Here is a 23,452-nt window from a genome sequence, read left to right on the forward strand (position 1 = left end):
CCATGCTGAACTTCCATGACCTGCTGCCCTACACCGGGCAATTCGTGATGGGGTTGCTGACCACGGTGGAACTGACGTTGTTGTCCACCGTGATCGGCTTGATGTTCGGGGCGGCGCTGGCCGCCTCGCGTCAATACGGACCTGGCTGGCTGGTCGCCTTTGTCGCGATTTACGTTGAGCTGATTCGCAACACCCCTTTTATCGTGCAACTGTTTTTTGTCTTCTTCGGGCTGCCCGCGTTCGGCATTAAATTAAGCGCCTGGGAAGCCGGTTTGCTGGCGCTGATTTTGAACCTGGCCGCCTACAGCACCGAAATTATTCGCTCTGGTTTAGCAGCGACGCCTATCGGCCAATGGGAAGCCGGAAAAGTGCTGGGTCTGAGTTTTTCGCAGACCTTTTTCCGCGTCGTACTGACGCCAGCCATCGAGAAAATTTATCCGGCACTGACCAGCCAATGCATCATCGTTATGCTCGGCTCGGCCGTGTTGTCGCAGATTTCCGTGCAGGATTTAACCTACGCCGCCAATCTGGTGCAGTCGCGAAATTTCCGCAGTTTTGAAAGTTATCTGGTTACCGCAGCACTCTATTTATTGCTGGCGATTGCGATGCGCAAAGTGTTCGATTTGATCGGCCAGCGCCTGTTCTCTTACCGGTCTTCCACATGATTGAGTTCACCACTTACGACATCGTTCGCAACCTGTTGTTATCAACACGCTGGACGATACTGCTGTCGTTAATCGCCTTCGCCGGCGGCATCAGCGTGGCGCTGTTATTAACCGCCGCGCGGCTGACCCGCAACCCGGTTTTAAGTCGTTTAATTCGCGCTTACGTGCAACTGTTTCAGGGCACGCCGCTGCTGATGCAGATGTTTTTGTGTTTCTTCGGGCTATCGATGATCGGCATCGAAATTTCCGCCTGGAACGCAGCGGCACTGGCGCTAACGTTATTCACCAGTGCCTTTCTGGTTGAGATCTGGCGCGGCTGCATCGACACCCTGCCGAAAGGCCAGTGGGAAGCCTCACGCTGCCTCGGCTTAAGCTTCGTGCAAACGCTGTGGCACATCATTTTGCCGCAGGCGATCAAGGTCGCGCTGGCGCCATCCATTGGTTTTTCCGTGCAGGTGATTAAAGGCACCGCGCTGGCCTCAGTCATCGGTTTTGTCGAACTGACCAAGGCCGGCACCATGCTCAACAACGCCACCTTCGAGCCGTTCAAAGTGTTCGCTTTTGTCGCGCTGATTTATTTCGCCCTGTGCTATCCGCTGTCGTGGTACAGCAAGACGTTGGAGAAGAAGTTTTATGTCGCTCGTAAGCATTGATGATGTCCATAAATACTATGGCGATCTGCACGTTCTGAAGGGCATCGATTTAAAAATTGAAGCGGGCGAAGTCATTTCCATCATTGGCCGCAGCGGCTCTGGAAAAAGCACACTGCTGCGCTGCATGAACGGTTTGGAACCCTACCAGCAAGGCGCCATTTCAGTGGACGGCAAAGAAGTGACCACCGAAGAAATTCAGGTGCGTCGCCTCGCCAAAAGCGTCGGCATGATTTTCCAGAATTTCAATTTATTCCCGCATTTAACGGTGGGCAAAAACATCATGCTGGCACCAACCATCGTGCTGAAAAAAAGCCGCGATGAAGCCGAAACCATCGCCCGCGCCATGTTGGAAAAAGTCGGTCTGGCGGAAAAATTCGACGCCTATCCGGAAAAACTCTCCGGCGGCCAACAGCAGCGCGTCGCCATTGCCCGCGCGTTAGCGATGTCGCCCAAGGTATTGCTGTGCGATGAAATCACCTCAGCGCTCGACCCCGAATTGGTCGGCGACGTACTCAAAGTTTTGGAGCAACTCGCCGACGAAGGCATGACGCTGGCACTGGTCACGCACGAAATGAATTTCGCGCGCGATGTTGGCAACCGCATCATCTTTATGCACGAAGGCAAAGTCTGGGAACAAGGGCCAGCCAAAGCCTTGCTCGCCAACCCGCAAACCGAAGAACTGCGTAACTTCGTCAGCGCCGTGCTGTAACAAAAAACCCCGGCGACGCCAGTTAGCGGGCCGGGGTTAATCGTCCAGCGGGAATCCCGTTCCCGCTTTATCAAACCGTCTTATTCACTCACCTTCATAAAATCACGTGCCCAGACGCGGTTTTCTTCCAGCGTGGAATAACGCACCGCCAGTTCTGAGGCATCGAGCGTGCCTTCGGCAATGCCGCGTTGTTCGCGCAGGCAATCGTAGGTGGCTTTGATGGCGGCGAAGTAGGCGGCGTGGCCGTTGACGACGACGCGCACGCCGTTGCGTGCCAGGCGTTCGCGGTCGCGCAGTTCGGGGTTGTCGTAGGCGACCAGCATCAACGGTACCGACAAATGCTGGCTGATTTCTTCCAGATGGTCGAAGTCTTTGATGCCGACCATGCAGATGCCGTCGGCACCGGCCTCCTGGTAGGCCACAACGCGTTCGATGGTCGCTTCGGTACTCAGCTGGCCGGCGTTGGTGCGGGCAATGATGCACATGGCCGGGTCGATACGGGCGTCGAGTGCCGCCTGGATTTTACCGACGCCTTCATCCAGCGGAATCAGATCGGTTGATTTGTGGCCGTACTTGGCGGGCAGCAAGGTGTCTTCGATGGTCAGCGCGGCCACACCGGCGCGTTCCAGTTCAGTAATGGTGCGAATCACGTTCAGGGCGTTGCCGTAGCCGTGGTCGGCGTCGGCGATGATCGGCAGGCGTGCGACGCGGCCGATGCGCGTGGCCTGTTCTACGAATTCGCTGAGCGTGATCAGCGCAAAGTCCGGCGCGGCCAACACCTGCAACGACGCCACCGACCCCCCGAGAATGCCGATTTCAAAGCCCAGATCGGCGGCAATACGCGCCGACATGGGGTCAAAGGTGGAGGCGGTGTAGTAGCACTGATCGCTGTTCAACAGCGCGCGAAATTCGTTGCGCAGATCGTGCTGGGAAGGGGTGGCCATGCGGTACTCCTGAAACGGGCAAAGTGTGACGGGTGAAAAGAATCGCGCATTATAGCGGCCCAGGGCGGGAACGGCAGTCGCGAATGCAGCGTTTTTACTGACGTTCGGCAACAACTGCCGTGCCGCAGCGTTGAATGCGGCCCCTTGCAGCGTCGAGCGGGGCGGCTACAATACCGCACCTTTTTTTCCTGCTGTAGCGCAACCGAGGCTGTTATGTCCGTTCAAAACCACGACCCACGCGAAGGCCAACCCGTCGGCGCACACGGCAAGGTCGGCTTTGTCAGTCTCGGTTGCCCGAAAAACACCGTCGATTCCGAACGCATCCTCACGCAACTGCGCGCCGAGGGTTACGACATCGTGCCGTCGTACCACGATGCCGACGTCGTCATCGTCAACACCTGCGGCTTTATTGATTCGGCGGTACAGGAATCGCTCGACACCATCGGCGAGGCGCTGGCCGAAAACGGCAAGGTGCTGGTCACCGGCTGTCTGGGCGCTAAAGAAGACGACATTCGCGAAGTGCACCCCAACGTACTGTCGGTCACCGGCCCGCACGCCTACGAACAGGTAGTCAGCCAGGTGCACGAAGTGGTGCCGCCAAAGCACGATCCGTTTATTTCGCTGGTGCCCGATACCGGCATCAAGCTGACGCCCAAGCACTACGCCTATCTGAAAATTTCCGAAGGCTGCAACCACAGTTGCAGCTTCTGCATCATTCCGTCATTTCGCGGCAAGCTGGCCAGCCGCCCGGTCGGCCAGGTTCTGAGCGAAGCCGAACGGCTGGTGAAAAACGGCACCAAGGAACTGCTGGTGATCTCGCAAGACACCAGCGCCTACGGCGTCGATCTGAAATACCGCACCGATTTCTGGAACGGCAAGCCGGTGAAAACGCGCATGAAAGAGCTGTGCCAGGAACTCGGCCAACTCGACGCCTGGGTGCGCATGCACTACGTGTACCCCTACCCGCACGTCGATGAAATCATTCCGATGATGGCGGAAAATCGCATCCTGCCGTACCTGGACATCCCGTTTCAGCACGCCAGCCCGACGGTTCTGAAAGCCATGAAACGCCCGGCGCACGCCGAGAAAGTGTTGGAACGCATTCACAACTGGCGGGAAATCTGCCCCGACATCACATTACGATCCACCTTCATCGTCGGCTTCCCCGGCGAAACCGAAGCCGACTTCCAGATGCTGCTCGACTTTTTGGAAGAAGCCCAACTCGACCGCGTCGGTGCCTTCCAGTATTCCAACGTCGATGGCGCCGCTTCGAAAGAACTGCCCGACCAGATTGACGAAGCCGTGAAGCAGGAACGCTTCGACCGCTTTATGGAAGTTCAGCAACGCATCAGCGCCGCCAAGTTGCAGGCAAAAGTCGGCAAGCGGATTGACGTGATTGTCGATGAAGTGGTCGCCGAAGGCGCGGTTGCCCGCTCCAAGGCCGACGCACCGGACATCGACGGCCAGGTGTTTTTGGACGGCCAGACGCAGTTAAAACCGGGCGACATCCTGACCGTCGAAGTTGAAGACGCCGACGAATACGATTTGTGGGCGCGCCCGGTCAGTTGATCGGAAAAACCTGAATCGCAGACAATAAAAAAGCCGCTCAATGAGCGGCTTTCTTTATTTGCTGAGCCTTCGTTTACCGAAGGCCATCGGCTATTTAGATAGCAACGATGTTTTCAGCCTGAGGACCTTTCTGGCCCTGAGTGATGGTGAACTCAACTTTTTGGCCTTCAGCCAGGGTTTTGAAGCCTGAGCCTTGAATGGCGCTGAAGTGAGCGAAAACGTCCGGGCCGTTTTCTTGCTCGATGAAGCCGAAGCCTTTAGTTTCGTTGAACCATTTAACGGTGCCGGTTACGGTCGCCATGATGTATATCCTTCAATATTGAATGTAATAAGTTTGCCTGCGAACAGGCGGTTGTGCTTCAAGCGGTGCGATCACTTATGACTTTCAAAACGAGGTACTTATGAGAACATCGAAATGGCAGGCATCATCAAGGGTCGTACTTTTCAAGCCCGCGCACTATAGGATGCCCAGTTCAAGAGTTCAATGTTTATTTTAAGAACATTAAAAACTTTTTAACCACCGTTCCATTCGCCCGCCAACCACGCACCGCCTAGACCACCTGCCCTGCACACCAGCCGCTGGCCCAGGCCCACTGGAAGTTGTAACCGCCGAGCCAGCCGGTGACATCGAGCACTTCGCCGACAAAATACAATCCTGGCACCGCCTTGGCTTCGAAGGTTTTTGACGACACCGCCTCGGTGCTGACGCCGCCTAAAGTGACTTCCGCCGTGCGGTAGCCTTCGGTGCCGGCCGGCACGATGCGCCAGCGCTGAAAGGCATCGACCAGTGCCGTTAACGCTTCGCGATTCAATTCCGCCACCCGACGTTCAGCCAGTGCCGACAGGCGCGCATCGGCCGCCAGCCAGGCGTGCACAAAGCGACTGGGCAATAACCGGCTGAGCAGGGTTTTTACTTCGGCTTTGGCGCCTTCGTGCCGCCACTGGTCGAGCTGTGCCGATACGTCGAGCGTGGGCAGAAAATCGACGGTCAGTGCGTCGCCCGGCTGCCAGTAATTGGATATCTGCAACAGCGCCGGGCCGCTTAAGCCGCGATGCGTGAACAGCATGGCGTCGCTGAAGGTTTGGTTATTGGTGTCTACCCGAACATCCACCGATACCCCGGCCAGTTCGCGCGCGACGTCCAGCCAGCGGTCGCTGAGCGTAAACGGCACTAGGCCGGCACGGCGTGGCAAAACGTCCAGGCCGAATTGCCCGGCAATCTGATAACCAAAGCCGGTTGCGCCCAAGGTCGGAATCGACAAGCCGCCGGTGGCGATCACCAGCGATTGGCACTGCACAGTCCCGGCGCTGGTTGCCAGCTGAAAGCGGTAGGGTTCGGTGTCGGTGAGCACGTCGATGGCGGTGACGCTGCATTGAGTACGAATGTCGACACCGGCCCGGTCGCATTCAGCGATGAGGATGTCGAGCAGGTCTTTGGCTTTGTCGTCGCAGAAAAACTGGCCCGGCGTTTTTTCGTGATAGGCCAGGCCATAACCATCAACCAGCGCTAGGAAATCCCACGGCGTGTAGCGGCTCAACGCCGATTTGCAGAAGTGCGGATTGGCGGACAGGAAATTCGCCGGGCGGGTATCCAGGTTAGTGAAGTTGCAGCGGCCGCCACCGGACATGAGGATTTTCTTGCCGACGCGTTTGGCGTGTTCGATCACCCGCACCGAGCGCCCGCGCGCACCGGCCGTTGCTGCGCACATCAGGCCCGCTGCGCCGCCACCGATGATCACCGTATCGACCTGCTGCATGTTCGATCACACCCTTGCGAATCCGGCGCGCATGATAGCGGAATTGGGCCGCGCTTAAAGGTCGACCTTGCCGCGCAGCGCTTTGGTGCGGCCATCTTTGGTTTTGCGGTCCATGCGTTTGGTTTGCGACGCCCGCGATGGCTTGGTCGGGCGGCGCGCTTTCACCCGGTAGCCCGCTTCCTGAATCAGCGCTTGCAGCCGCGCCAGGGCATCGGCGCGGTTCTGTTCCTGAGTGCGGTACTGCTGCGCTTTGATGATGATCACGCCGTCTTTGGTGATGCGCTGGTCGTTGCGGCGCAGCAACCGTTCTTTATAGAACGGCGGCAGGCTGGAGCGCTCGATGTCGAAGCGCAAATGAATGGCGGACGACACCTTGTTCACGTTCTGCCCGCCAGCGCCTTGCGCGCGGATCGGTTGCAGTTCGATTTCCCAATCGCCCAGGGTAACGGTGTCGGAGATGTGCAACATGGTTCGGTTTGGCCGCTGGCCGGGAAAAATTCGGCGCTATCTAAGCACCCGAGGGGTGTCAGGTAAAGGCGCAATAAAAAGCCGGACCATCGCTGGCCCGGCATCGGTCACCAAAATTGTCGCATTGATTGCCGGTTAAAAGGTGTAGGAAACGCTCGCTTCCACGGTGCGCTCGGCGCCGAACCAGCAGTTGTCGGCGTCGAAGCAGGAGTAATAGCGCTCATCCAGCAGGTTGTTTACCGATACGCCCAGTTGGGTGCCGTTCAGCATGGACACTCGCTGGCCGAGGTCGTAGCCCAGGCTCAGGTCGATCAGCGTGGCCGAGGGCACGGTGTCGCTGTTTTCTTCGTCCAGTTGCGCTTCGCCGATGTAGCGCACGCCCACACCGGGGTTCAGGCCGGCCAGCGCGCCTTGGGTGAATTGATAGTCCGCCCATACCGACAGCAGGTGTTCCGGTACCCAGACCGGCGTTTTGCCTTCCAGGCCGCTGTTATCTTCGGTGACTTCCACGTCCTGGAAGGTGTAGTTCAGCGTGACCAGCAGGCCTGCCAGCGGTTGGATGTTGAGATCGAACTCTACGCCTTGTGAACGCACTTCACCGGCCTGGATTTCGTCGTAGGCGGTGCCGTCCGGGTCGGCGGTCGGGACGTTGGTTTTGTTGATGCGATACACGGAGAGGTTGGCGGTCGTGGCGTTGTCCGCCGACGCAAATTTCACCCCGGCTTCCCATTGCACAGCGGTTGAGGGTTCGAATTCGTTGCCGTCTTTGTCGGAGCCGGTGACGGGTTCGAAGCTGTCGGCGTAGCTGACAAAAGGTGAAAAATCGCCCAGTTCGTATAAGGCGCCGACCCGTTTGGAGAGGTTGGTTTGCGCCAGTTTGGCATCGACAGCGGCGCCGTATTTGCGGCCTTCTTCGGTGCCTTCGTAGTCGTCGTACCGCACGCCGCCGATGACCACCAGATGGTCCCAACGAACCTGATCTTGCAGGTAGAGGCCCAATTGCCGCTTGGTGATGTCGAAGTCGCTGCTGTACCCGGAGGCGGCGAAGTCGAGGCTGTCGGGGTCGATCTGGTCGTGGTCCGGATCGTACAGATCAATGGTTGGGGCGGCGGCGTCTTCGTAGCGGATGTTGGAGCTGAGTTGCAGATAATCCACACCGAACAACAGGCTGTGTTCGACCGGCCCGGTATCGAACAGCGCCGACAGTTGGTTATCGACCGCCAGGCCTTGGGTGGCTTCGTCGGTTAAATAGGCACGACGGCTCAGCGTGCGATCGTCGCCGGCCAAGGCCGTGCTGTAGGTGTTTTCCTGATAGGCCGTGGCGTCGGTGTAGCGGAAGTTGTGCAGGAAAGTCAGGCCGTGGCCGAACTCGTGGTTCACTTTATAGCCGGCCATGGTGACTTCGCGTTCGTAGGTTTCCCAGTTGATGTCGCCGGCATAGGCATCGACCGGCAGCTCGCCGTTCGGGTTGTCCAGAAACGCGCCTTTGGCCGGCACGGTGCTGTAAATGCCCATCTGCGGGTCGTTCTGGTAGTAGAGGTTGACGTTGATCAGGGTGTTGTCGCTGGCTTGCCAATCGACCGAGGGCGCGATCAGGTAACGCTCTTCTTCCGAGGTTTCTGCTTGTCCATCTTTTTGCCGGGCAAGGCCGGTCAGGCTGTAGGAGAAGTCCGACGCGCCAATCTGGCCCTGGCTGGACACCTCGCCTTCCACCAGATGGTGGCTGCCGGTCGCTACCGACAGTTGGTGTTCGCTGTCGTCAGACGGCTGCTTGCCGATGAGGTTCACCATGCCACCAGGCGGCATACCGCCGTACAGCGTGGACGTTGGGCCTTTGAAGACTTCGACCTGTTCAACGGCGGCCAGATCGACCTGCGGTTGCAGGTTCCAATCGTTGTACAGCAGTTGCAGGCCGTCGTAGTAATTCTGGTAATTGATGAAGCCGCGAATGTTGAACAAGTCCATCCGGCTGACGGCGCCGCCGCGCAATTCGGTGTTCACACCGGGGGCGTAACGCAAGGCGCTGGCGACGGAATCGGCGTCGCGCATTTCCAGCGCTTCACGGTCCAGCACGGTAATGCCCTGCGGCGTTTCCTGGGGGTCCAGTGCGGATTTGGTGGCAGTGTTGCGATAGGTTTCGCCGTAGATCACGACTTCGTTCAGCGTCGATGACTCGGCTGTTTCGGTGGTCTCAGCCATAACCAGGGGTGCGGCGGCCATGGCCGCGATCAGTGGCAACAGACGAAATGGGGCTTGGGCGTGCATCGGTTCTGTCCTGTGAAAGATGGGAATTCAATTCAAATAGAAATCATTCCCATTTTATTTCTTTACAGAACGAGCGGACTTAACCGGATGGTGCATCTTCGTGCGGATTAATCGACATCGGGCTCAATCGGCACCCAATATTCCATGGCGGTGTCGTCGCGGTTCAGATTCAGTTCCGGCTGATACACCTCGAGATCGACGCCATACAATGCGCGATAGCCCGAACCCGGCAACCAGTGCTGAAGAAACCAGGCCAGGGTTTTATCCAGCGCTTGAATGGGGCCGTGAAACGGAATGGCGGCGTACTGTTGCGCCGGTACCGTTAATGGTTCCACGCCTTCGGGCAAGGCACTCTCGCCCTGATATTGCGTTGCGGCCCAATAAGGAAAGCTGTGGCCGTTGTTGGTCGAACGGTGCACTTCCAGCACGCCATACAGTGGCCCGGTGCATTCGCTCAATGGCAGGGTCGCCATAAACCGATGCCACAAGGCAGGAACGCGGTCGGCGAAATTCGGTTGTGGCGAGAACAGGCCGTCGATGCTGTCGCATAGGCCGACCAGATGCATTTCCGCTCGGGTTTCCACTCGAATCTGCAACAGGCGCGGGTTTAATTCTTCCGGTGGCAATGGCACTTCGCCCAGGCGGATGGGCGTTTTTAATCCGTTGCGCTCGCCGCGTCGGCGGTAATCGCCCGGTGTGCATCCGAACACTTGCTTGAACGCCCGGTTGAAACTGATTTCGGAATCGAAACCGCATTCCAGGGCGATGTCGAGTTGGCGGCGCGTGCTGGTCAGCAAGGCTTCGGCCGCCCGGCTCAAGCGTAATTCGCGCACGTACTGCGCCACCGACAAGCCCGTCTGCGCGCCGAACACGCGCTGAAATTGCCACCGCGACCAACCCGCCTGTTGTGCCAGCGATTCGACATTGAGCGGCGTTTCGAGGTGTCGATGAATGTAAGCCAGGATGGCTCGCAGACGACGATTGGGACGGTTGACCTCGGCATTCAAGGCGGGCAATCCAGCGGCAGCAAAGCCGATATTCTACCGGGCCGGCTCGTTTATAACAATTATTCTCATTTGCGATCTTGCATCAACACCGCCTGATGACCCGATCACAAAATCACATAAACACACAATGTCTGCGCTGGACCTGACTAAACTGAGCGCTGCAATTGATTCCACACCTAAGGCTATCTTCACCGTTCATCGCGTGATAGTTGTAGTCCTCTGGACGAACAGTGTTTGTCCGGGGCCACTGAATTCACGTCGTATCAGAGGAGCCGATTATGTTTGACCACCGCACTTGGCAACGTTTCAAGCGCAATTCCAGTCTGTTTGCGTTGCTGTGGCTGGCTTTGGGCGGCCTCGCCCTGTTAACCGCCGATCTCGCCAATACCACCGATGCCGCCAATGAAGCCTGGCAATTGTTGAGCCGCCCGAGCGCCGTGGTGATCGGCATTGTGGGTGTCGCTGTCAGTCTCTGGGGCATTCGTCTGGTATTGCTCACCCGCACGGGCGGTTTTCTGCTGATGCTGGCCGGTTTGCTGCTGCTGTTGATGCCGGTACAGATCGCCGCTTTGATGTTTGTTTTCTCTGCCACCAGCGGTCTGACGGCCATCGTTCTGGCGCTGTGCATCAGCCTGGAATGGCCGGGCCTCGCAAGCTGGCTGTCCACTTCCGTGACGGTGCGTTGGGGCCGTTCCTACGCTTCCTGAGTTTGGACACTGGGTTCCAATATTGGCACCGGTGAGGTGACTTCCGCATCGGCTGCCACGCCCTCTTTTTTGCTACACTGCGCGGCCTGACTTTCCGGCCGATCACTCCCGACTGGCCGCTGCAATCACAGTGGTTCCTAATGAAAACAACGTTGCAATTCGCCGTCCTGATGGCGGCTACCATGGCGATGGGTCCGTTCGCCATTGACGTTTATTTGCCTGCATTTCCGGTTATCTCGGCTGACTTAGGGGTCGCAGAATCCCAAGTCGCACTGACGCTCAGTCTGTTCATTTTTGGTCTGGCTTTTGGCCAGATTGTTGGCGGCCCACTGTCGGACCGCTACGGCCGCGCGCCGGTTTTGCTGACCGGTCTGTTCATCTACGCCGCCACCGCCCTGATGGTGGCCGCCAGCCAGAACCTCAGCTGGATGATCAGCTGGCGTGTGATCATGGCGTTCGGTTCGGGCTGGATCATGGTCAGCGTGCCAGCGCTGGTGCGCGACAACGCCCATGGTAAAGAAGCCGCGCGGCTGTTTTCGCTGATTGCGCTAATTATGTTTATCGCCCCGGCATTGGCACCCAGCCTCGGCTCGCTGTTGCTCTGGCTCGGTGACTGGTCGCTGATTTTCTGGTTCATCGCCGCTTACTGCATTCTTGTCGGCGTGTTGCTGTGGTTCAAATTGCTGCGCCATCTGCCCAAGCGCGACAGCAAACACGAGCCGGTCGCCAAACTGCTGACCAACTACGTGCAAGTGCTGCTGCATCCCATCGCCTGGAAACACATTGTCATTCAGGCGCTGGGGTTCAGCGTGTTGATGCTGTTCGTCACGCACGCTTCTTTTATGTATCAAGGCTGGTTTGGTTTGAACAACGCCCAGTTCTCGGCGGCCTTTGCCACCGGCGTGGGTTTGATGGGCGTAATGGGCATCATCAACCGCCGGCTGTTGCTGACCTACACACCAGTCCAATTGCTGAAAATCGCCGTCGGTCTGCAATTGGCCGCCTTGGTGGTGATGAACATTCTGCTCGCGTTTAACAGCACCAGCCTGTGGTCGTTTTTGCCGATGATGGTGATTGTCGGCGGTACCGTGGGTGCCATCGCACCGAACAACCAGGCCGCTTATCTGGAATATTTCAGCCAGCTCAGCGGCACCGCCAGTGCGTTAATTGGCGCGTTGCAGTTTATTGTGTCCGGCACCATCACCACGCTATCGACCTTGTTAGTGGATGGTTCCATTACCCGCATTACGCTGGCGATGTTACTGATCTGCGTGCCGACGTGTCTGGCGACTTTGAGCCTGCCGCGTGCGGAAACTGCACCGCAATCACCACCGGCCTGACGTCGTTCAGTGGGCGCTTTGCTTACAACCAAGGCGCCCACAAACCACCAACATTGGCTTTCACAACGCCGGCCGGCTGTTCCGGGTTGGCGGCCAATTCGGCCAGTGCGTTCAGCACGCGATCCAAATCTGCAATGTCATTCATCGGATGAAAGCTCAGCCGCACCCAACCTGGGCGTGCGTCCATATCGCCGTTTTCCAGACGACGGCTGAACTGGCAACTGGCGTCGCGATCGATGCCTAATAAATAGTGGCCGTAGGTGCCGGCGCAACTGCAACCGCCGCGTGCTTCGATGCCGTAATCGTGACTGAGGCGGCGCACCGCCTGCGAATAATGCACACCCTCGATGACCAGCGAAAACACCGATAATCGATCGCGCTGTTGATCCGCCAGCAAACGCACACCGGAAATCCGCTCCAGGCCTGCGATAAAATAAGCGTTCAATTCCGCTTCGCGTTGCGCCATCGCATCGACACCGATCTCCGCTTTCAATTGCATCGCCATGCCCGCTTTAAGCCCCTGCAAAATGCCCGGCGTGCCACCGCTTTCGCGGCGCTCAATCGACTCGACAAAACGATGCTCGCCCCAGGGATTGGTCCACACCACTGTGCCGCCACCGACGATGTCAGGCACGCGGTTGTCGTACAGCTTGCGGTTGAACACCAGCACGCCACTGGCACCGGGGCCGCCAAGAAATTTATGCGGCGAAAAATAAATGGCATCGAGATGTTCGTCGTCCAGCGGGTGCATATCGATGTCGACGTAAGGCGCAGCGCAGGCAAAATCGACCCAGCAAAAGCCGCCGGCCTGGTGCATCAACCGCGCTATCTGGCGATACGGCGCTGCGATGCCGGTAACGTTGCTGGCAGCAGTGATCGACGCAAACCGTGGCCGGGACGCGGGCAACATCGCCAGATCCTGCTGCAACCAATCGAGCGATACCGCGCCGGTTTCATCCGGCGGGATGATGCGTACCTCTGCCAGACTTTCCAGCCACAGCGTCTGATTCGAGTGGTGCTCCATGTGCGTCACGTAAATCAGCGGACGCTGTGCCTGCGGCGCGCGCAACATTGGCCGATGCCGTTCGTGTGCCCACAAGCCAAGCAACCGGCCGAGCTTGGCGGCGGCCCCGGTCATGCCATCACCGCAGAACAACACCACGTCGTCGGCATTGGCGCCGACGCCACGGCGCACCTGCTCGCGCGCCTGCTCTAACGCGGCTGTCATGGTGCGGCCACTCAGGCTGGCTTCGCTGTGGGTGTTCGCCATCCAGGGACCGGCCACCTCCAACAGTCGTTCTTCGATGGGGCGATACAAACGGCCGCTGGCGGTCCAGTCGGCGTAGAGGCGACCATCCGGCAATGGAATGGTCTGTTGGCGCAACCGCTGCCAGCGGTCGGTCGGGGATTTCAGAGCAAGGGTCATGGCAGCAAATCCGTCATAAGGCGATTCACACCAGTATCCGGCTTACCGCAACGGAAAAGATGCCCGATTTTTCAGTCATTTGCCGAATTTAAGGTTATATTTTCCAATATTGATTTTAAAAGAGACTTTTTATGCCCGACAGTACCGATTTAGCGATACTTCGTTTGCTTCAGCAAGACGCCACACTCTCGGTCCAGGCCATTGCCGAACGCATTCACCTGACCACCAGCCCATGCTGGCGACGCATTCAGGCGCTCGAAGCGGCGGGTTTTATTCGTCGTCGGGTGGCGCTGCTGAATCGACAACCGCTGGCGTTGGGTGTCGATGTGTTCGTCTTCATTCGCACCAACGAACACAACGACGCCTGGCTGGACGATTTCACCAATACCGTGGCGCAATTGCCGGAAATTGTGGAAGCGTATCGGATGAGCGGCGAAGTGGATTATCTGCTGCGCGTCGTCGTCGGCGACATTGCCGACTACGACCGTTTCTACAAACGGCTGGTCAGCCGCATCAAATTAGCCGATGTGAGTTCCAGCTTCGCCATGGAGCAATTGAAATACACCACGGAACTTCCTATCTGAAATAAAACTTGCCGATTTGAAACAGAACCGACGTTATTCCGTGTGCCCGCGCGTCAGCGCCAGAAATCCGCCTAGCGACAACAGCAACACGCCCGAACCAAACAAAATAGCCACCGGGTAATAAAGGTTACCCGCCAACTCCAACTGACTGTATTTGATGATCATGATCAGCGCCTCCAACACCAGCGCAATGCACACCGTGCCGACAAAGCGTGTGATGGTTCGGCGGATGTTAGTGTAGACGTTTTCGCTGGCGTCATCGCTGCTGTATTCCTTGCTGATACCGGCGCCCAATTCATACATTGCAAGTGCAATCACCAGCGTATTAATGGCCCGGATTACGGTCGACATCATCTGGCCGCTGTCGAATAAATCCGCCAGCAATTGATACAAACTCGACAACGCCATGATCAACGCCAAAGCAAAAAACAGACTGGAAAATAAACCGGCCATTAGCCGCTTGTAGAGTTTTATGCCGCTGTCACGACGGTGCCTTTTCGGCGGTTCTGACGACGCCGTCGGTTTGGATTGATTGCCCGATGTTGGCAACTGAGTGGTGGTGGTTTCCTGAGCGAGCGGTTGGGATACGGTCATTGTCTAGGCTTCCTGAAAATGCGGCGCCCATTTTAATGAGCCGATAGCACGCCGCTATCAAGGTTCGGTAAAGGCTCTGGCGCCGTCTATAAAACGTGACCGCGACCACATTCACAGCGCCCGGAAACCGTGCGCTGGTGTCGCATCTGTCCACACTTCGCCTTGCGTTATGGGCAGGCTATCTATACTGACGTGCAGCCTGTTTTCTACTCAACGTCAGCGTCACAGTGGAGGCCTGCCTGCCAGGATCACTCTATGTTTGAAAATTTGAAAACCCGCACTCGTTTAAATCTTGGTTTTGGTACCGTGACGGCCGGTCTCGTGCTGGTTGCGCTCATCAGTTTATTAATTATTTGGCGATTCAATCTGCAAGTAAGGTTGATCACCAACGAATATGCACCGGCGCAAGGCTTCCTGCTGAATGCCGATCGCGATTTGCAACAGGCGTTGGTGGCCGAACGATCCTTGTTGGTCACCGAACCGGGCAGCGCGATTTTTGAAGAACAAAAAGTGGCTCACGCCGAAAACATTCAACAAGCGCATGATCGCGTTTTGCTTTATGCCGGCTTAGTGGACTCTGAACGTTCCAACGGATTAGTGGCGCAATATCTGATGCTGGAAAAAGCTTGGCAAGACAGCACGATGGCGCTCATCAATCGCATCGAAAACTCGGCATCGGACCTGGAAAGAAATCGACTGGCTGACATGAGCCTGTCGGAAATTGACGCTGAATTTAACACCATGCGTGGCGTTATCGATGAGATCGGCAATGAGCTGACGGCACTGCTGCAACAGGAATCGGTCGACGCCGAATCCATCTATCGTATTTCGCTGGCAATTTTGGCAGTCATCAGCCTGTTGATGGTGGCGATTGCACTGATCTTTTCCATCACCATCAGCCGCAGTATTTTCTCGGAATTGGGCGGTGAACCCAAAACCGCCGCCGAAATTTCCCGACACATTGCCGAAGGCCATCTCGACGTTCCGATCAACCTCAAAGACGGCGACGACTCCAGCATTCTGGCAGCGCTCCAGATCGTGCGCAGTCGCATTAATGATCTGATCAAAGACATGAACCGGATGTCGCACGCCCACGCTCAAGGCCAGATCGATGTTGTTATTGACGCCAATAAATTCGGCGGCGCCTATCGCACCATGGCCGAAGGTTTGAACCAGATGGTGCAAGGGCACATTGTCGATCAACGCACCGCGCTGGATTGCATTGAAGCTTTCGGTGCCGGAAAAATGGACGCGCCACTGGCGCCCTTCCCCGGCAAAAAAGTATTCATCAATACAACGATTGAGAAAGTACGCAGCAACTTCCAAGCGCTGATTGACGACACCAACAAACTGGTCGATGCCGCTGTCGATGGCGAGCTGAATGTCCGCGCCGATGAAAGCGTTCATCAAGGCGATTTCCGCAAAATCGTCGCCGGCCTCAACAGCGTGATGAACGCCTTTGCCGAACCCATCGATGAAATCACCACCATCATGCAGGCGCTGGAAAAAGGCGATCTGACTCAGTCGCTGCAAAATGGACATTATCGCGGACGCATCAAGGATTTGCAGACCTCAATCAACGCAACGCTGGCGCAACTGAACAAAACCATTCAGGAGGTGTTGCAATCGGCCGGCACACTTGGCAGCGCTGCGTCAGGCCTGAATTCAACCTCGCGCAGATTGAATCAAGCCACACTCGACCAGGCGGCCAACGTGGAAGAAACCTCAGCCTCGATTGAGGAAATGTCAGCGTCGATTGACCGCAACGCCAAGAACGCCAAATCCACCGAAAGCATTGCCCAGCAATTAACGGTGGATGCGGAAAAAGGCAGCGAAGCCGTCGAGCGAACCATAACGGCGATGAAAAAAATCGCCGAGAAAATCGGCATCATCGACAACATTGCCTACCAGACCAATTTGCTGGCGTTAAACGCCACGGTGGAAGCCACCAAGGCGGGCAATCACGGTCGCGGTTTTGCGGTGGTGGCAGCCGAAGTGCGTCGCCTGGCGGAACAAAGCCAGGGCGCGTCACAGGAAATCGGGCAGGCGGCGAAACACAGCGTGGAGCTGTCGGAAAGCGCCGGAAAACTCTTTGCCGACATCGTGCCGACCATTCAGAAAACCTTCGAATTGGTTAGAGAAGTGTCGGTCGCATCGGCCGAGCAAACCAGCGCCACCAGCCAGATTAATGCCGCTATGGAGCAGCTGAATACCATCACGCAATCAAACGCCGACTCAGCGGAAAACCTGACGGCGTCGGCGGATGAATTAAGCGACCAAGCCAATCACCTGCGTACTTTGATGGCGTTTTTCCGCACGCAAAGCGCCTTGCCGGGACGTTAGGTTAAAGCAGCAGGAAAGCGCGCAGCGTTTGGGGTTGTGACATCGGCTGTCGATGTTAAACGCTGCGCCAACTGACTCAGATGTGCACCCAGATAATGCGCCGTGGCGCGATCGTCCGGATGCACCTGCCCGGCGTCCGCCTGCGCGACAACACCTTGTTGTGACCCCAGACGATTCAACCCGGCCGCGTTGTATTTACTGGCAACCGCCAAGTTCACCCACACCATACCCAACTGGCTGGCGAGAATATTGAAGTAACCCAGAGTTGCAGATTGATCGCCGTTTTCGCTGCCACCGACGGTAAAACCTGCGGCCACTTTTCCGGCCCAGCGTTGTTCGGTGTAGCGCTCGCCGGAGGTGGCATCGGCAAAGGCTTTGAACTGAGCAGCCGGCCCGCCCATGTAGGTGGGCGAACCAAAGGCAATGCCATCAACGGCATCGAGCTGTTCAAATAACGCTTCATTTTTATAGCGACCTTCAAGGATGTGCCGGCCTTCAACCGGCAGCAAAATCGCCTGGCAATTCTGGACGCTTTCGACGCCGCCAGCCAGATCATTCGCCAACAGTTCCAGCGAACGACCGGCCGAAAAATAAACGATGCCGATGTGAGTCATTTTGGCTCCTTACTGTCACCGGGAGATGCTTGGGTGCTGCGCACCCGGGAGAAGGGAGACGCATAAAGACTAAAACCAGCCCGTCGCCGCTATCCGGCGTCTCCCGTCTCCCGTTCAGCGTCTAGCAAAAAACTGCGCAATTATTTTGCGAAGTTTTCATTAGCAAATTCCCAGTTCACCAACTTCCAGAACGCCGCCAGATAATCCGGGCGGGAGTTGCGGTAGTCGATGTAGTAGGCGTGTTCCCAAACGTCGACGGTCAGCAGTGCAACCTGACCTTTGGTCATCGGCGTTTGAGCGTCGTCGGTGTTGACGATTTCAACCGAGCCATCGGCGTTCTTCACCAGCCAGGTCCAGCCAGAACCGAAGTTGCCGGCGGCTTTTTCGTCGAATTCTTTCTGGAAGGCTTCGAACGAACCCCATTTGCCGTTGATGGCGTCGGCGACCGCACCGGTCGGAGCGCCACCGCCATTCGGGCTCAGGCAGTGCCAGTAAAAGGTGTGGTTCCAGATTTGAGCGGCGTTGTTGAACACACCGCCGGAAGACGTCTTGATGATCTCTTCCAGGGTTTTGCCTTCGAATTCGGTGCCCGGCACCATGCCGTTCAGCTTGGTGACGTAGGTGTTGTGGTGTTTGCCGTGGTGGTATTCCAAGGTTTCCTGGGAAATGTGCGGTTCCAGGGCGTTCTTGGCGTACGGCAGTTCGGGAAGGGTAAAGCTCATGGTTCAGTCCTCTGTCGATGATTGTTGCGTTTAAACAGTTGTTGGGTTTAACGGTGCAGATGCGCCGGGCGCATCCTGATGGTTCGGTATTGGGCCAAGGCCGAACGGTTTGATGACCGTTTTCGGCTGTTGGCCGTCGGTACTTCGCTCGGCTCGACCGGCGTATTCAGGTTCAGGTCGCGTTGCGCCCAACCCGCTAATTCTGACGTGTCGTAGCGATGTTGGCGTTGTTTTGCCAGCCAACGTTGTAATTCGCGGTACCGATCCAATCGATGAATCCACAGTTCAATTCGACGCATGCTGTGTCCTCCCTGTTCATCTTTAATAAGCGTTGCGTTGGGCCGGGTCGTCGCTCAGGTATTGAACGAATTCCCACTCCATTCCGGCGTTGTCGAAGAAGTAACGTCGGATACGCGCCGGGTGCTGTTCCGACAATTCATTTTCCCGGTAACCGGCTTGCGTCAGTCGCTGAGCCAGGCTTTCAACGTCGTCAACGACAAACCCAAGGTGGTGAACACCGTCGTGCACATAAGGCGTGCGCGGGTCCGCCCGGTGTTCGGTTTGCTGTTGCAGGGCCAGGTAGGTGACATCGGTCCCAACATGCTGCCAGCGGCCAGCGGTGCGATCACCGCCACCACGGATACGGAATTCAGGAAAGGCGGTCTGCAGAAAACGCGTCGCCGCTTCGATGTCCGGTACGGTCAGATTGGCGTGTTCGAGATACATGGCAGTTCTCCTTCTGCTTATTCACCGGTCGGGATGTCCAGCCGATGCCGCCATCATACTCACACCACCCAATAAATAAATATTATAGTTTATTTAATAAGACTATACCTAAGCAGCATCCAAGCTATCGACCTGGGCCATCCCGCCAATTCAGGCATAATAAGCTCACAAACAAGAGGGGTTGCTGTGAAATACCTTATTGGCTGTCTGTTTGCTATTTTCGCTTTCCCACTGTGGGCGGCTGGAACAAATTCCTGGCTGGAAGTCGGCAACGTCGATGACGAATTCGATGGTCGTTATCTGGGTTTCTCCAGCTATAAAGGCCACCTCGGTCTGCAGGTCGGTACCATAATCCCGCATGAAAAGTTGTATTTTGTCAGTGATGATGAACCTGACGCCGCAACCGAATCCATTGCCGACGATGGACTGGTTTTCCTGCCGCTGAATATTGGCGTGATGACTGGCTTCGACATCAACGAACGGCTGACGCCTTATGCGTCACTGGGCTTGATGTATTGGGAACGCTGCGATGTGATCAAAGATTCGGCGGATCAATATTGCAGCAACCAAGCGTCTTACTTTCGCCTGGTACCCGGTGTTGGTGTTCAGGCCAAACTGTTGCGTTTGAGCCACCATCAGGACTGGGATCATTTTTCACTGATGGCCAACTATCATTACCGGCTTGGGATGGGCAGTTCGTTTGGACTGGGACTGAGTTTTCCAATGCCTCAGTCCACAAATCACTGAATCCGGTCAGACCCGGTTCAGCTTGGCGATGGCACGGTATGGTCCGCTGACAACAATGCTGCTGACAACAAAGGAGTCGTAACCGATGTATAAGCAAATGGGCTGGTTGTGTGTGCTGCTGGTGGCAAGTTCTTATGCGGCCGCCAAAGACGACTATTTCTGGGGCAGCTACGGCGGCCACCAGGGTTATTTTGAAGCGCCGTATTTTGGCGTTGGGTTTATGGCCAATACCTGGGGCGAGGAAATTGGCTTTGTGGGGCATTCGGAGTACAGCGGTCAATTGTTCTACGAAACACCGCCGACCAATCAAAACACGCTGATTGAAAACAACGTCCAGACCGGCCTGCCGTTTTATATTTCGGTACTCAAAGGTTACGCACCGAACGACCGCATCGCGCTCTACGCGTCTATGGGATTGTTGTTGTGGAATCAGTGCGACGTAGTGGAAAGCAACGCCACGGGTGACCGCTATTGCTCCGGTCAGGAAGGCGGCGCCGAGCTGATTCCCGGCGCCGGGGTGCTGTATAACTTCGGCAGTTTAACCGCCGGTTTTGGTTACCAATACGGCATCGGTCCGCTGCTTTCTGTCGGCACCGATTTCTAATTTCAGAACAAACCGTTAATGCCGTTGGCGACGAACTGGATCGCCAACGCCGCCAGAATCACTCCCAATAAACGCTGAATAATTTCGTCGCCGGTCTGACCAACCAGGCGACGAATTTGCGTTGCCATCAAGGCACCGATCAACACCAGACCCAACACCGAAAACGCCGCCGCGATCACCAGCCATTGGCCGAGCAGACCTTCGGCATCGGCCGATAACAACACCGTGAGCGTCAGTGTGCCCGGCCCGGCGGTCAGCGGAATGGCGAGCGGATAGACCGAGATGTCGCCCAGTGTGCGCTCGGTCGGTTTGTCCGGCAGTGGCGCTGAAGTAATCATTCGGAAAGCGGTGTTAAACAGCAGAATGCCACCGGCAATGCGCAGCGCATCCATGCTGATGCCGAGCGCGGTCAGCAGCGTTTCACCGACCCAGGCAAACAGCAAAATAATGCCCGCGGCGATGCTCATCGATTTGACGATGGTTTTCAGCCGCGAAGCGAACGGCCGCCCAATGGTCAGCGAGTAAAAAATCAGCGCCGCACCGATCGGGTCGATGACGACAAAATAACTCGCTAACGCATTGAGGAAGGCAGTGCTCATGCCGTCCAGTCCAACAACACCTTGCCCGACTGACCGGAGCGCATGGTTTCAAAACCGGCTTCAAATTCATCGGCTTTAAAACGGTGAGTGATCATCGGTGACAGATCGAGACCCGACTGAATCAGGCTTGCCATCTTGTACCACGTCTCGAACATTTCCCGACCGTAAATGCCCTTCACTTCCAAACCTTTGAAAATGATTTTGCTCCAGTCGATGGCCATGTCGTCGGGCGGAATGCCGAGCATGGCAATCTTGCCGCCGTGGTTCATCGCATCGAGCATCGAACGAAACGCCGACGGCACACCAGACATTTCCAGACCGACGTCAAACCCTTCGGTCATGTGCAAACCTTTAACGACATCCGCCAGCGATTCCTGACTGACGTTCACCACGCGACTGGCGCCCATTTTCTTCGCCAGACCGAGGCGGAAATCGTTTACGTCGGTGACCACCACGTGGCGCGCGCCAGCGTGTTTGGCGACCGCTGCGGCCATCATGCCGATCGGGCCAGCGCCGGTGATCAACACATCTTCCCCGACCAGATTGAAACTCAGCGCGGTGTGCACAGCGTTGCCGAACGGATCGAAAATGGCGGCCATTTCGTCGCTGACTTCATCGGGCAATTTAAAGGCGTTGAAGGCCGGAATCACCAGATATTCAGCAAAAGCACCGGCGCGATTCACGCCAACGCCCTGGGTGTTGCGGCACAGATGACGGCGACCGGCGCGGCAGTTGCGGCAGTAACCACAGGTGATGTGGCCTTCGCCGCTGACGCGATCCCCAATGCTGAAACCGCTCACTTCCTGGCCCATGCCGACCACTTCGCCCACGTATTCGTGCCCGGTAACCAGACCCAGCGGCACCGTCTGTTGCGACCAGCGATCCCAGTTATAAATGTGTACGTCGGTGCCGCAGATGGCGGTTTGACGAATCTTGATCAACAGATCGTTATGACCGACTTCCGGCTCGGGTACGTCGGTCATCCAGATGCCGGTTTCGGGTTTGAGTTTGGCCAGCGCCTTCATGCAATGATCTCCAATTCGTGACCGACTTCGATAAAGGCGGTCACGGCGTGTTCAAGTTGTTCGCGGGTCAGGCCGGCGCTCATTTGTGTGCGCATGCGCGCCTGGCCCTGCGGCACCACCGGGTAGCTGAAACCGACCACATAGAGGCCGCGTTCCAGCAGTTTTTCGGCCATCAAACCGGCCAGGGCAGCGTCACCAACCATCACCGGAATAATAGGATGGCCGGCGCCGCTCAGCGTAAAACCGGCATCAGTCAGGCTGTCGCGAAAATAGCGCGCATTCTCCCACAGTTGCTGGCGCAGTTGATCACCGCTTTCAATCAGATTGAGCGCTTGCAGGCTGGCGGCGGCGATGCTCGGCGCCAGTGAATTGGAAAACAGATAGGGCCGCGAGCGTTGACGCAACCAGTCAATGATGGGTTTTTTCGCACTGGTGTAACCACCGCTGGCACCGCCCAACGCTTTGCCGAGCGTGCCGGTGATGATGTCGACGCGGTCCATCACGCCGTGGAATTCCGGCGTACCGCGACCGCCATCGCCCATAAAACCGACCGCATGGCTGTCATCGACCATCACCAGCGCGTCGTATTTTTCCGCCAGATCGCAAATGGCCGGCAGGTTGGCGATAACACCGTCCATCGAAAACACACCGTCGGTGACGACCAGGCGATAGCGCGCGTCCTGACTTTGTTGCAGGCAGCGCTCCAGTTCGGCCATGTCGTTGTTGGCGTAGCGATAACGTTGCGCCTTGCACAAACGCACGCCATCGATGATGGAGGCGTGGTTCAGGGCGTCGGAAATGATGGCGTCTTCGCTGTCGAGCAGGGTTTCAAACAAACCCGTGTTGGCATCGAAACAACTGGAATAGAGGATGGTGTCTTCCATGCCCAGAAAATCGCTGAGGCGTTTTTCCAGGTCTTTGTGAACCTGCAAAGTGCCACAGATAAAGCGCACCGAGGCGGCACCATAACCGTAATCGTCGAGGCCGGTTTTGGCTGCGGCGATCAGGCTGGCATCGTCAGCCAGGCCCAGATAGTTGTTGGCACACAGATTAACCACCGTGCCGGCGTCCAACTCGACAGCCGCAGATTGCGGCGACTGAATGACGCGCTCGGACTTATATAGCCCCTGATCACGCAAAGACTGCAATTGCGCCGGCAAGGCGGCTAATAAAGCACGGGACATGGTTTTCTCCTCAAAAATAGAACGAAGGCGGGTTCGCTTTCAGGTTGCCCAGCCTTGGGTCGCAGCGTTCGAAATACAAGACCGAACGGCCTGTTCACGGCAAAAACGCCGTAAGGCCGTCGCTACGCAATCACCGCCGCCAACAACACCTTCGACCGCCATTCAACAAATGCACCATCGGCATCTTGTAAAACCCCAAG

At 56.8% G+C, this 23,452-nt stretch carries 25 protein-coding genes; 10 read left to right on the top strand and 15 right to left on the bottom strand.

Annotated elements, in window-relative coordinates; all coding sequences use genetic code 11:
* Window positions 1-2 precede the first annotated feature (2 nt).
* The 3 genes from DW349_RS12450 to DW349_RS12460 are packed head-to-tail and all read left to right on the top strand — an operon-like array spanning window position 3 to window position 2,027.
* The gene (locus tag DW349_RS12450) at window positions 3-665 is read left to right on the top strand and encodes an amino acid ABC transporter permease (RefSeq protein ID WP_108125012.1); all 663 of its coding nucleotides are present in this window, start codon (window positions 3-5) and stop codon (window positions 663-665) included.
* Window positions 662-1,318, top strand: a complete 657-nt coding sequence (locus tag DW349_RS12455) for an amino acid ABC transporter permease (protein WP_108125011.1) — start codon at window positions 662-664, stop codon at window positions 1,316-1,318. The genes DW349_RS12450 and DW349_RS12455 overlap by 4 nt, the downstream gene beginning before the upstream one ends.
* Complete coding sequence (locus DW349_RS12460) at window positions 1,299-2,027, top strand: amino acid ABC transporter ATP-binding protein (RefSeq protein ID WP_108125010.1); 729 nt, start codon at window positions 1,299-1,301, stop codon at window positions 2,025-2,027. The genes DW349_RS12455 and DW349_RS12460 overlap by 20 nt, the downstream gene beginning before the upstream one ends.
* Window positions 2,028-2,107: 80 nt before the next feature.
* Here DW349_RS12460 and DW349_RS12465 read toward each other — a convergent pair whose 3' ends face one another.
* Window positions 2,108-2,971 carry an isocitrate lyase/PEP mutase family protein gene (locus tag DW349_RS12465; protein ID WP_108125009.1) on the bottom strand — a complete coding sequence of 288 codons (864 nt, stop codon included), beginning with the start codon at window positions 2,969-2,971 and terminating at the stop codon, window positions 2,108-2,110.
* A 213-nt stretch (window positions 2,972-3,184) separates the two neighbouring features.
* On the opposite strand from DW349_RS12465, the gene rimO reads away from it, so the two are divergent.
* Window positions 3,185-4,540 carry a 30S ribosomal protein S12 methylthiotransferase RimO gene (rimO, locus tag DW349_RS12470; RefSeq protein WP_108125008.1) on the top strand — a complete coding sequence of 452 codons (1,356 nt, stop codon included), beginning with the start codon at window positions 3,185-3,187 and terminating at the stop codon, window positions 4,538-4,540.
* Window positions 4,541-4,634: 94 nt separating this feature from the next.
* On the opposite strand, the gene cspE is transcribed toward rimO, so the two are convergent.
* The 5 genes from cspE to DW349_RS12495 form a co-directional block, all read right to left on the bottom strand.
* Complete coding sequence (gene cspE, locus DW349_RS12475) at window positions 4,635-4,841, bottom strand: transcription antiterminator/RNA stability regulator CspE (RefSeq protein WP_108125007.1); 207 nt, start codon at window positions 4,839-4,841, stop codon at window positions 4,635-4,637.
* Window positions 4,842-5,091: 250 nt separating this feature from the next.
* Window positions 5,092-6,297 (bottom strand): BaiN/RdsA family NAD(P)/FAD-dependent oxidoreductase, encoded by a 1,206-nt coding sequence (locus DW349_RS12480; RefSeq protein WP_108125006.1) that lies wholly within the window; start codon window positions 6,295-6,297, stop codon window positions 5,092-5,094.
* A 54-nt stretch (window positions 6,298-6,351) separates the two neighbouring features.
* A complete protein-coding gene (arfB, locus tag DW349_RS12485) occupies window positions 6,352-6,765 on the bottom strand; it encodes an alternative ribosome rescue aminoacyl-tRNA hydrolase ArfB (protein ID WP_108125005.1) in 414 nt (137 codons plus the stop codon).
* Between the two features lie 135 nt (window positions 6,766-6,900).
* Window positions 6,901-9,030, bottom strand: a complete 2,130-nt coding sequence (locus DW349_RS12490) for a TonB-dependent siderophore receptor (protein WP_108125004.1) — start codon at window positions 9,028-9,030, stop codon at window positions 6,901-6,903.
* A 107-nt stretch (window positions 9,031-9,137) separates the two neighbouring features.
* Window positions 9,138-10,037 carry a helix-turn-helix domain-containing protein gene (locus DW349_RS12495; RefSeq protein WP_232819295.1) on the bottom strand — a complete coding sequence of 300 codons (900 nt, stop codon included), beginning with the start codon at window positions 10,035-10,037 and terminating at the stop codon, window positions 9,138-9,140.
* Between the two features lie 278 nt (window positions 10,038-10,315).
* On the opposite strand from DW349_RS12495, the gene DW349_RS12500 reads away from it, so the two are divergent.
* Together DW349_RS12500 and DW349_RS12505 are read left to right on the top strand one after the other, a co-directional pair.
* Window positions 10,316-10,744, top strand: coding sequence for a hypothetical protein (locus tag DW349_RS12500; RefSeq protein WP_108125002.1), 429 nt, complete (start codon window positions 10,316-10,318; stop codon window positions 10,742-10,744).
* A 140-nt stretch (window positions 10,745-10,884) separates the two neighbouring features.
* Window positions 10,885-12,084 carry a multidrug effflux MFS transporter gene (locus DW349_RS12505; RefSeq protein ID WP_108125001.1) on the top strand — a complete coding sequence of 400 codons (1,200 nt, stop codon included), beginning with the start codon at window positions 10,885-10,887 and terminating at the stop codon, window positions 12,082-12,084.
* Between the two features lie 22 nt (window positions 12,085-12,106).
* Here DW349_RS12505 and DW349_RS12510 read toward each other — a convergent pair whose 3' ends face one another.
* Entirely contained in the window at window positions 12,107-13,510 is a 1,404-nt protein-coding gene (locus DW349_RS12510) for an aminotransferase class V-fold PLP-dependent enzyme (protein ID WP_108125000.1), read from the bottom strand.
* Window positions 13,511-13,641: 131 nt separating this feature from the next.
* Between DW349_RS12510 and DW349_RS12515 the strand changes: the two genes are divergently transcribed.
* Window positions 13,642-14,094 carry an Lrp/AsnC family transcriptional regulator gene (locus DW349_RS12515; protein ID WP_108124999.1) on the top strand — a complete coding sequence of 151 codons (453 nt, stop codon included), beginning with the start codon at window positions 13,642-13,644 and terminating at the stop codon, window positions 14,092-14,094.
* Between the two features lie 33 nt (window positions 14,095-14,127).
* Here DW349_RS12515 and DW349_RS12520 read toward each other — a convergent pair whose 3' ends face one another.
* Entirely contained in the window at window positions 14,128-14,688 is a 561-nt protein-coding gene (locus DW349_RS12520) for a hypothetical protein (RefSeq protein WP_198650450.1), read from the bottom strand.
* Between the two features lie 255 nt (window positions 14,689-14,943).
* Between DW349_RS12520 and DW349_RS12525 the strand changes: the two genes are divergently transcribed.
* Complete coding sequence (locus DW349_RS12525; RefSeq protein WP_108124998.1) at window positions 14,944-17,031, top strand: methyl-accepting chemotaxis protein; 2,088 nt, start codon at window positions 14,944-14,946, stop codon at window positions 17,029-17,031.
* On the opposite strand, the gene DW349_RS12530 is transcribed toward DW349_RS12525, so the two are convergent.
* The 4 genes from DW349_RS12530 to DW349_RS12545 all read right to left on the bottom strand — a co-directional run bounded on the left by DW349_RS12530 (window position 17,028) and on the right by DW349_RS12545 (window position 19,093).
* Window positions 17,028-17,645, bottom strand: coding sequence for a flavodoxin family protein (locus DW349_RS12530; RefSeq protein ID WP_108124997.1), 618 nt, complete (start codon window positions 17,643-17,645; stop codon window positions 17,028-17,030). The genes DW349_RS12525 and DW349_RS12530 overlap by 4 nt on opposite strands.
* Window positions 17,646-17,785: 140 nt before the next feature.
* Window positions 17,786-18,367, bottom strand: a complete 582-nt coding sequence (locus DW349_RS12535; RefSeq protein WP_108124996.1) for a superoxide dismutase — start codon at window positions 18,365-18,367, stop codon at window positions 17,786-17,788.
* A 47-nt stretch (window positions 18,368-18,414) separates the two neighbouring features.
* The gene (locus DW349_RS12540) at window positions 18,415-18,666 is read right to left on the bottom strand and encodes a hypothetical protein (protein ID WP_108124995.1); all 252 of its coding nucleotides are present in this window, start codon (window positions 18,664-18,666) and stop codon (window positions 18,415-18,417) included.
* A 22-nt stretch (window positions 18,667-18,688) separates the two neighbouring features.
* Entirely contained in the window at window positions 18,689-19,093 is a 405-nt protein-coding gene (locus tag DW349_RS12545; RefSeq protein ID WP_108124994.1) for a VOC family protein, read from the bottom strand.
* Window positions 19,094-19,279: 186 nt separating this feature from the next.
* Between DW349_RS12545 and DW349_RS12550 the strand changes: the two genes are divergently transcribed.
* Window positions 19,280-19,840 (top strand): hypothetical protein, encoded by a 561-nt coding sequence (locus DW349_RS12550; protein ID WP_108124993.1) that lies wholly within the window; start codon window positions 19,280-19,282, stop codon window positions 19,838-19,840.
* A gap of 85 nt (window positions 19,841-19,925) precedes the next feature.
* The gene (locus tag DW349_RS12555; protein ID WP_108124992.1) at window positions 19,926-20,444 is read left to right on the top strand and encodes a hypothetical protein; all 519 of its coding nucleotides are present in this window, start codon (window positions 19,926-19,928) and stop codon (window positions 20,442-20,444) included.
* Between the two features lie 2 nt (window positions 20,445-20,446).
* On the opposite strand, the gene DW349_RS12560 is transcribed toward DW349_RS12555, so the two are convergent.
* From DW349_RS12560 to DW349_RS12570, 3 genes are read right to left on the bottom strand one after another with little or no spacing between them, the layout of a single operon-like run.
* Window positions 20,447-21,043, bottom strand: coding sequence for a MarC family protein (locus tag DW349_RS12560; protein WP_108124991.1), 597 nt, complete (start codon window positions 21,041-21,043; stop codon window positions 20,447-20,449).
* Window positions 21,040-22,068, bottom strand: coding sequence for an L-threonine 3-dehydrogenase (gene tdh / locus DW349_RS12565; protein ID WP_108124990.1), 1,029 nt, complete (start codon window positions 22,066-22,068; stop codon window positions 21,040-21,042). Before tdh ends, DW349_RS12560 begins: the two co-directional genes overlap by 4 nt.
* On the bottom strand, window positions 22,065-23,252 hold the full coding sequence (locus DW349_RS12570) for a glycine C-acetyltransferase (protein ID WP_108124989.1): 1,188 nt from the start codon (window positions 23,250-23,252) through the stop codon (window positions 22,065-22,067). Before DW349_RS12570 ends, tdh begins: the two co-directional genes overlap by 4 nt.
* Between the last annotated feature and the right edge of the window lie 200 nt (window positions 23,253-23,452).

This window comes from Saccharospirillum mangrovi (assembly GCF_003367315.1).
GTDB classification, from domain to species: domain Bacteria; phylum Pseudomonadota; class Gammaproteobacteria; order Pseudomonadales; family Natronospirillaceae; genus Saccharospirillum; species Saccharospirillum mangrovi.